The organism is Desulfocastanea catecholica, assembly GCF_054657295.1.
The window spans coordinates 1-695 of record NZ_BAAHYZ010000117.1; the positions used below are offsets into that span (position 1 = coordinate 1).

The 695-nt window shown below is 52.5% G+C and carries 1 protein-coding gene; it reads left to right on the forward strand.

Annotation, left to right across the window (positions count from 1 at the left end):
- Nucleotides 1-404 precede the first annotated feature (404 nt).
- The coding region (locus ACYQ8U_RS23110; protein ID WP_459947914.1) for a hypothetical protein at nt 405-695 on the forward strand (291 nt) is incomplete at its 3' end.

Below are 695 nucleotides of genomic sequence, written 5' to 3' on the forward strand. Positions count from 1 at the left end.
CGGCCTGGCTGGATCCAGGTACCGATCAAGAGAGGGTGCTGTCGATGCTCAAGCCGTGTCCGGACTCGTGGATAGAAACGTATCCGGTGAGCAGCAGGGTTAATAGTGTGAAAAACAACGGACCGGCATGTTTGGATAAAATGGCCGAGCCGTTGAGCTGAGCACGATGAACCAGCCAATTCAACTGCTACCAAAGAGAGGGAAGGGTGGGAGCGACAACCAGACTTACCTCGGCAACCGGACCGATTGCTGTCCGTCTCCTCTTTCCCTACTGCCCGCTTGTTCTTCTTTTTATTTGCCCCGAGATGACTCCTCACCTTCATGCCTTGAGCATTTTATTGGTGCTCTATTTTTCTTCTTCACAAAACACTACCCAAAAGGTATCTTAGGTGTAGTGAAATGTCATGAAACCCAGGCTGGAGATACTCATCATGGACGAAAAAGCTGTACAAACAGCTACACCTAAGAATATACCGGTGCTGCTCACCGAAACCGAGGACGATTTGCACCGCTGGGCGGCGATCTATTTCGCCACCCAGGTGACCACCTCGCCTCGCTCACAAAAGGAGCAAAGACGGGATTTGGCCCTGTTCCTGGGCTTCATGGCGCAGCAAACCGGCCATACCCTTCGCTCGGGCTGGTCGCCCAGGGTCAGCAAAGATTTTCTCACCGGTCTTCAGAACACCTTCAAGGAG